This window comes from Bacillus sp. JHAA (assembly GCF_036961585.1).
GTDB lineage: Bacteria > Bacillota > Bacilli > Bacillales > Bacillaceae > Bacillus > Bacillus velezensis.
The window spans coordinates 436,740-444,880 of record NZ_JBAMDE010000004.1 but is presented as its reverse complement, the minus strand read 5'-3'; the positions used below and the strand labels follow the sequence as shown (position 1 = coordinate 444,880).

The 8,141-nt window shown below is 45.9% G+C and carries 8 protein-coding genes and 2 tRNA genes; 6 read left to right on the top strand and 4 right to left on the bottom strand.

Annotated features, from left to right (window positions below; all coding sequences use genetic code 11):
• Positions 1 to 30: 30 nt before the first annotated feature.
• From V7728_RS12440 to V7728_RS12425, 4 genes are all read right to left on the bottom strand, one after another.
• Positions 31 to 104 (bottom strand) — tRNA-Gly (locus V7728_RS12440).
• Positions 105 to 112: 8 nt separating this feature from the next.
• Positions 113 to 189, bottom strand: a tRNA-Arg gene (locus V7728_RS12435).
• Positions 190 to 490: 301 nt separating this feature from the next.
• Positions 491 to 1,909 (bottom strand): sugar porter family MFS transporter, encoded by a 1,419-nt coding sequence (locus tag V7728_RS12430; RefSeq protein WP_099566454.1) that lies wholly within the window; start codon positions 1,907 to 1,909, stop codon positions 491 to 493.
• 428 nt (positions 1,910 to 2,337) lie between these two features.
• Positions 2,338 to 3,339 (bottom strand): NADPH:quinone oxidoreductase family protein, encoded by a 1,002-nt coding sequence (locus V7728_RS12425; protein WP_007409291.1) that lies wholly within the window; start codon positions 3,337 to 3,339, stop codon positions 2,338 to 2,340.
• 127 nt (positions 3,340 to 3,466) lie between these two features.
• On the opposite strand from V7728_RS12425, the gene V7728_RS12420 reads away from it, so the two are divergent.
• The 6 genes from V7728_RS12420 to V7728_RS12395 all read left to right on the top strand — a co-directional run bounded on the left by V7728_RS12420 (position 3,467) and on the right by V7728_RS12395 (position 8,113).
• Positions 3,467 to 3,934 (top strand): SRPBCC family protein, encoded by a 468-nt coding sequence (locus tag V7728_RS12420; protein WP_020955414.1) that lies wholly within the window; start codon positions 3,467 to 3,469, stop codon positions 3,932 to 3,934.
• Positions 3,935 to 4,045: 111 nt separating this feature from the next.
• A complete protein-coding gene (locus tag V7728_RS12415; RefSeq protein WP_007409292.1) occupies positions 4,046 to 4,900 on the top strand; it encodes a manganese catalase family protein in 855 nt (284 codons plus the stop codon).
• Between the two features lie 236 nt (positions 4,901 to 5,136).
• The gene (locus tag V7728_RS12410) at positions 5,137 to 6,699 is read left to right on the top strand and encodes an APC family permease (protein ID WP_007409293.1); all 1,563 of its coding nucleotides are present in this window, start codon (positions 5,137 to 5,139) and stop codon (positions 6,697 to 6,699) included.
• Positions 6,700 to 6,815: 116 nt separating this feature from the next.
• Positions 6,816 to 7,397, top strand: coding sequence for a TetR family transcriptional regulator (locus V7728_RS12405; RefSeq protein WP_007409294.1), 582 nt, complete (start codon positions 6,816 to 6,818; stop codon positions 7,395 to 7,397).
• Between the two features lie 72 nt (positions 7,398 to 7,469).
• On the top strand, positions 7,470 to 7,799 hold the full coding sequence (locus V7728_RS12400) for a DMT family transporter (RefSeq protein ID WP_003156023.1): 330 nt from the start codon (positions 7,470 to 7,472) through the stop codon (positions 7,797 to 7,799).
• Entirely contained in the window at positions 7,799 to 8,113 is a 315-nt protein-coding gene (locus V7728_RS12395) for a DMT family transporter (protein WP_007409295.1), read from the top strand. The genes V7728_RS12400 and V7728_RS12395 overlap by 1 nt, the downstream gene beginning before the upstream one ends.
• The last annotated feature ends 28 nt before the right edge of the window (positions 8,114 to 8,141 follow it).

Sequence of the window (8,141 nt, the reverse complement as noted above, 5' to 3'; positions counted from 1 at the left end):
GTCTTGTTTAGTTTTCAAAGATCATTATAATGGAGCGGGTGATGAGAATCGAACTCACGACATCAGCTTGGAAGGCTGAGGTTTTACCACTAAACTACACCCGCGTTTGAATTGGCGCGCCCGAGAGGAGTCGAACCCCTAACCTTTTGATCCGTAGTCAAACGCTCTATCCAATTGAGCTACGGGCGCTTATCAGGTGACTTAACTATCATACTACCAATCAGTTATGATGTCAAGTGTTTTTTATTTCTTTTCGAAGTCTTTTTCTTGACCTCATTTATTATACACGCTTTTGAGAATTTGTAAAGTCTTTTTTTAAAAGATCATTTTCTCATTTGTCGTTTTCGCTTTGTTCATCAGCGACGTTTAATAATATACCATGCACTTCAAATTAGGTCAACACTTTTACGAAACTTTTTTCTCACTTATTATTCCCTTCTATATAATAAATAAAAAAGCAGGATTCCTAGGAACCCCGCGTCTATCCAGATTACCCGCTCACCTTGGCTTCTGCGCTATTACGATCTGTTTTTTCATAAGTACGGAAGTTTTGTTCAAGCTGTTCGAGCGACAGACCTTTCGTTTCCGGAAGGAACCTTTTCACAAATATAACGGACGCTATCCCTAACAAGACAAAAATGAAGAAGGTTGCAGACAATCCGATGTTTGCGAGCAGGACCGGAAAAGTGAAACCAACAAGGAAGTTCACGATCCAGAGGCAGAAGACAGTGACCCCCATACCAAGCCCCCGCAATCGAAGCGGGAATATCTCCGACAGCATCAGCCAGGTCACCGGAGAGACAGCCCCCTGCTGAAACGCAAGGAAAGTGACTGTTAATGAAAGAACCACATAAGGAAGAGCAGGCGATCCTTTCAGCACGACAGACAGAACTCCGATCAAAAGCAGCACCGCAGTCGTTCCGATCAGCCCCGTCATCAGCATCGGGCGGCGGCCGACTTTGCCGAGAAGCCATATTCCCACAAAAGTCGCGAGCACCGAAATCACACCGTTAGCGATATTGCCGATTAATGCGGCTTTTGTCTCGAAACCGGCATCTTTTAAAATTTGAGTTCCATAATACATAATTGAATTCACGCCGGTGAGCTGCTGCACTACCGCAATTCCGATCCCGATAAACACAATGCGGCGCACCCACGGAACGGCAAGATCCTTAAAGGCGGCCTGCTCCATCTCAGTTTCCTTATGAAAGGCAGATTCAATCTCAGCGAGCTCAGACTTCGCTTTCTCTTCATTCCTTATTCGCCGGAGAACGTGCAGAGCATCTTCTTTTCTTCCTTTAGAAACCAGCCAGCGCGGACTTTCAGGAACTTTCAGCATACCGAAAAACAAGAATACCGCCGGAAGGGCCGCGATAACGAGCATATAGCGCCAGGCGTGAGAGGTATCACCAAGCACATTGCCGATGACAGCATTACACGTGAAGGCAAGCAGCTGGCCTGTTACAATCATCAATTCATTTTGGGTAACCATTCTCCCTCGGCTTTCCGCCGGCGACATTTCAGCCAAATACGCCGGAACGGTTACGGATGCTCCCCCGACGGCAAGCCCCAGCAGAAAACGGGAGATGACCATAACAGATACGTTAGGCGCCAGTGTACATCCAAGCGTCGCTGCAAAGAACAAAACGGCAAGGATAAGGATATTTTTACGTCTGCCGTTATAGTCCGACAATCTCCCTCCGAAAACTGCTCCGATCGCAGCCCCCAAGAGCAGGGAGCTCGCCACCATCCCTTCAGTCAAAGCAGTAAGATTAAGCTGGTCAGCTTCCGCCATGAACGGCAGCGCCCCATTAATTACACCTGTATCGTAGCCGAAAAGAAGCCCCCCGAATGTCGATACTAAAATGATGGTTCTCAAAAATGAATGCTGGCTGCTATTTTTATTCATCTTCAAATCCTCCTAGTTTTTACACAGAGATAATATCGGAATATTCAGTTATCAATATTTGCACCCATAACGTCTGCATACAAGTTCTGACCGTCCAAAACAGTTATATAAGAAGAAAATAATTTGAAAGCGTTATCATTTATAGTGATTATCCACTCTCCCCTCTCGTCAAATTGTTATTTTATAGTTACTTTGTAGTGAAGTTATAATGATATTATTGGCATTTATGTTATTATCATAATTTTAAAAGCGCTTTCAGTCAATAAATATTTCAGAAAATTTTATAACTTACCTTTATATTACCTATATGTAATCAATTTATGTTTTTAATCAACTCATTTTCACTATATGATCAATAGTTAATCTCTTTTCGATAAAAAATTGATTATATATTGAAAACCCCCAATCAGCAGTTGGGGGTTTTTGATTTATTCTTCGTTGATTGTAACGATCGTTCTTCCTCTCGCTTCTCCTTTTAAAAGAGCAGGAAGCGTATCCGGCAGCTCTTCAAGTGTAATTTCCTTTTGAATAAAGGCCTCCAGATCTGCAGGCTTGAAGTCATCAGCTAAACGCTGCCATGTTTTCTTTCTTGTCTCCATCGGACAGAATACGGAATCGATTCCCAAGAGACTGACGCCGCGCAATATAAACGGAAAGACTGTAGCCGGGAGTTTCGTTCCCGCTGTCAGTCCGCTCACAGCAACTGATCCGCCGTACTGAATCTGACTGAGAACTGAAGCAAGCGGCTCACCTCCGACCGGATCGACGGCCGCTGCCCATTTTTGTTTTTGCATTGGTTTTAACGTGCCGTTATACACTTCGTCACGGTGAATGACCGTCTTTGCTCCGAGGCTCTTCAAATAGCCGCTTTCGTCTTCTTTTCCCGTACTGGCCTCGACCTCGTAACCTAAGGTTGAAAGAATGGAGACGGCAAAGCTTCCGACGCCGCCTGTCGCTCCTGTCACCAGCACCTTCCCTTTTTCAGGAGCGGCATGGTTTTCTTCAAGACGCTGGACGGACAATGCGGCAGTGAAGCCGGCGGTTCCGATCGTCATGGCTTCTTTAAGTGTCAGACCTTCAGGCAGCGGCACGATCCAATCTGCCGGAATGCGGGCCATCCCGCTATAACCGCCAAAGCGGGAAACACCTATGCCGTAGCTTGTCGCAATGACTTTATCCCCCTCTTTGAAACGGGCGTCATCTGAGGAAACGACGATTCCTGCTAAATCAATTCCCGGCACGAAAGGATACGACGTTACGATCTTGCCGTCAGGAATGGCAGCCAAGCTGTCTTTATAATTCACCCCTGAGTAGCAAACCTTAATCAGCACTTCACCCTCGGGAAGGTCCTGAACCGCCAGCTCCCGTACGCTGACTGAAAACCGGTCTTCACGTTGATCGACTACTAACGCTTTAAATTGATCTGTCATCACTACGTCTCCTTAAAATGAATTGAATGGCTTTGGAAAAGCATAAAATAAGTTTGATTTGTTTTCAAATGTCCTGCCCCGTGTAGTATGATCAAAAGTAAAAACAGCGAAAGAGTGGTTACGCATCATGTCTGATAAACAAAACAAAGATAACAAAAACAACAACAGCAGCAATCAGCCATTACCGGACATTATTCATACCGCCGTTTTCAAGGCGCCGATACAAGTTGTCTGGGATACGGTCTCCACTGCGGACGGCCTGTCTCTCTGGTTTATGCCGAATGATTTCACACCTCAAGAAGACAGTGAGTTTCAGCTGGAATCTCCGTTCGGTCCGTCTCCGTGCAAGCTGCTGGATATTGAAGCGCCGTACCGCCTTTCTTTTTCGTGGGATACGGAAGGCTGGATCGTTTCTTTTGTCTTAAAGGAAACGGAAAGCGGAGATACGGAATTCACTCTCATTCACGGCGGATGGAAAGAGCCGGAAGCCGTCATCAATAAAGTCAATCGGAAAAGCTCCGAGATTCACAGTACGATGGATCAAGGATGGAACGGGCTTGTCAACACGAAACTTCGCGGGGCGGTTGAGGCTTAACACAAAAGGACGGACACGCTTTCCGTCCTTTTTTTGATGCCGATACATAAAAACTGACTTTGCAAAGACACTAACAGAAGAACCGAAAACTTCTTTCAGGGGGCGCTGTTTATGTATTATTACAAAGAAGAGCTGATCAATATCATTAAACCGGACAAGCCGGACCCGGCCGCGGCCAAGGTGCTTCAGGAAATTTTAGGCGGGCACTACGGAGAAATGCGGACGATGATGCAATACTTTTTCCAAAGCTCTAATTTCAGAGGAAAAGAAAAACAGTTCCGTGACCTGCTTCGCGGTGTATTTTTAGAAGAGATCGCACACGTTGAGCTTGTCCAGCATACGATTAATGCGCTGCTCGACGAAAGCGGCGCTGAGGGCCCCGGAAATCAGGCGGCAGATCAGGCGCCGCTTGACGAAGCAGTTAAACACGCCAATCCGCACCATTTTATCATCGGAGCGCAAAGTTCTCTTCCTGTAGACGCCGGCGGCAATCCATGGAACGGGTCTTGGGTATACAACCACGGGAATCTGATTTCCGATTTATTGGACAATGTCGTGCTGGAATCAACCGGCGTGCTGCAAAAGACGCGCATTTATGAAATGAGTTCAAATCAGACGTTCAGAGAAACACTCGGTTTTCTGATCGTCCGTGACAACGCCCATCAAAATGCATTTACAAAAGCGTTGGAAACACTGGGTGTCGAATGGGGCAAATTATTTCCCGTGCCGAATTATGATATTGAAAAATACCCGGAATGCCGGAAATTCGTTGAGATGGGTTATCATAATACCCAATTTAATTTCAGACTGGATCCGACACGGATCGGAGAAATTCTGCAGGGAACGACGCCGAGCCGAAACGGCGGCGAATTAAGTGTGTCCGAGCCTCCTAAAGGTTTCCCCGTGCCGGAACTTCCTGAGCTTCCGAATGAGCACAGCCCCGGACTGAAAGATATGAACTTGTAACAAAAACGCCTGTTTCGGGCGTTTTTTGTTTTTCTGAATATGAGGTTTGAATGTGTTTAAAACGGGGAATATAAGCCGGGAGATCTTGCCATACGGCCGTTATTATAATGTGAGCACATTGCTATACATACTTCGTTTCGAAAGTTGTCCTAATTTTCCAGCCGGCCGGCTGGGTATGTTTGAATGATAATGGGAATTATGTAAAGAGAACAATGTCTTTTCTAAGGAGGCAGCGAATGTCTAAGCAAGGAAACTTCCAGAAAACTATGTCACTTTTTGATCTTATTTTAATCGGCATGGGAGCCATATTCGGTTCGGCATGGCTGTTTGCCGTCAGTAACGTCGCCTCTAAAGCGGGTCCATCAGGCGTTTTTTCCTGGCTGATCGGCGGGGGAATCATCTTATTGATCGGCTTGGTTTATGCGGAACTGGGCGCCGCGCTGCCGCGGACCGGGGGAATTATCCGGTATCCCGTATATTCACACGGACACCTCGTCGGATATTTAATTTCCTTTGTCACCATTGTGGCATACACGAGTCTTATTTCTATAGAAGTCACGGCAGTCCGCCAATACGTGGCGTATTGGTTTCCCGGTTTGACCGTAAAAGGCTCCGATTCTCCGACAATTGCCGGGTGGATATTGCAATTTGCGCTGCTCTGCCTGTTCTTCCTCCTCAATTACTGGAGTGTCAAAACCTTTGCGAAAGCAAACTTCATTATTTCGATTTTTAAATATGTCGTACCGATTACGGTAATTGTGGTACTGATTTTTCATTTTCACCCGGGCAATATGACCGTTCACGGATTCGCGCCTTTTGGCTTCACCGGAATTCAGGCCGCGATTTCCACAGGCGGCGTCATGTTTGCATACCTTGGGCTGCATCCGATTGTGGCTGTCGCGAGTGAAGTGCAGAATCCGAAGCGGAACATTCCGATCGCATTGATTGTCTGTATTATCGTTTCTACTATTATTTACACCGTGCTGCAGCTCACTTTTATCGGGGCGATCCCGGCGGATACCCTGAAGCACGGATGGCCGGCTATCGGGACTGAATTCTCCCTTCCGTTCAAAGATATCGCCGTTTTGCTCGGTTTGGGGTGGCTGGCGACATTGGTCATTTTAGATGCGATTTTATCACCGGGCGGTAACGGAAATATCTTTATGAATACGACTTCACGTCTCGTCTATGCCTGGGCCAGAAACGGAACATTATTCAGCATTTTTTCTAAAGTCAATAAAGAAACCGGGACACCGCGTGCCTCCCTTTGGCTTTCGTTCGGTCTGGCTGTTTTTTGGACGCTTCCGTTCCCTTCTTGGAACGCTCTTGTCAACGTATGCTCCGTCGCATTGATTCTGTCTTATGCGATTGCGCCGATTTCTTCTGCGGCGCTGAGAGTCAACGCGAAGAATATTAACAGACCGTTTTATTTAAAAGGGATGAGCATCATCGGGCCGCTGTCGTTTATTTTTACCTCTTATATTGTATATTGGTCCGGATGGCGCACCGTATCCTGGCTTCTCGGTTCTCAAATTGTCATGTTTCTGATCTATCTCTGTTTCAGTAAATATGCTCCCAAAGATGATGTCAGCATACGGCAGCAGCTGAAATCAGCATGGTGGATCGTCGGCTTTTATGTCATGATGCTGATTTTCTCCTATCTCGGCTCGTTCGGCCACGGATTGGGCATTATCAGCAATCCGCTTGACCTGATTCTGATCGCCATCGGTTCGCTCGGTATTTATTACTGGGCAAAATATACGGGACTGCCGAAGGCTATGATCGACAGTGATAAATGACGAATGCCGGAAAGAAGTATGGTCTTCTTTCCGGTATTTTTATTTTAAGGGATGACAAAAAAGCGAACATGCGATAAAATGAATGACAGTCATTCATAAAAGGAGGAACCCCTCTATTGGCAAAACAAAGCTCGGGAAAATACGAAAAGATCCTGCAAGCCGCGATTGAAGTCATTTCTGAAAAAGGATTAGACAAAGCATCCATTTCAGAAATCGTCAAAAAAGCCGGAACGGCCCAAGGTACGTTTTACTTATATTTTTCTTCTAAAAACGCACTGATATCCGCGATTGCAGAAAACCTGCTCGACACTACGCTGGACAGAATAAAAGGGAAAACGGACGGTTCTGAAGATTTTTGGACGTTGCTGGACATTTTGGTAGATGAGACATTTCACATCACCCGGCTTCATAAAGATATTATCGTTCTCTGTTATTCCGGTCTTGCCATCGATCATTCAATGGAGAAATGGGAAGCCATTTATCAGCCTTATTATTCCTGGCTGGAAGGCGTGATCAATACGGCCATTGAACAGGGTGAGGTCCACAGCGGCATTCATGTCAGATGGACAGCCAGAACGATTATCAACGTTGTCGAGAACGCGGCTGAACGGTTTTATATCGGCTGTGAACAGGATGTCGATCTCGAAGTATATAAAAAAGAAATATTCAGCTTTCTCAAAAGAAGCTTGCAGAAATGATTGGCAGAGACCGATCATTTTTGACCGCCGTAAAAATGACTGACATTCATTCATAACTGAGGTGACTGTATCATGTATTGGCTGCTTGTATTGATAGCCGGACTGTTAGAAGTAGTTTGGGCGTCCGCCCTGAAGCATGCGGATTCGCTCTTTGATTGGATTGGTATTTTCCTTCTGATTGCCGTCAGCTTTCTGATGCTGATCCGCTCTTATAAAAAAATTCCGATGGCTGCCGCATATACCGTTTTTGTCGGAATAGGCACCGTCGGCACATATGTAACGGGCGTCATTTTAGGCGAATCGTTTTCAATCGGGCAAATATTCTTTTTGGCTTTGCTGTTGTCCGGCATTTTAGGAATGAAGGTATTTACGAAAGAAACTGAAACAAGGGGTGAACATTAATGGCATGGCTGCTGTTATTTATTGCCGGAGCTGAGGAAGTTGTAGCAGCCGTTGCCATGAAACATATTGACGGTTTTAAAAAAAAGTGGCCGCTGATTGTCATGGTAACAGGCTTTATGCTTTCATTCTTTTGCCTTTCCGGAGCGATGCAGGTTCTTCCCACAGGTGTCGCGTATGCGGCTTGGACCGGCATGGGAAGCATCGGCGTTTCGGCCGTGGGCATACTTTGGTTTAAAGAAAAATTCAATCTGTCACAATTGGTGTCTCTGGGGCTTATCCTCATCGGTGTCATCGGCTTAAAACTGACAACGTGACGGCCTGAGACAGCTTTTTAAATAAAAA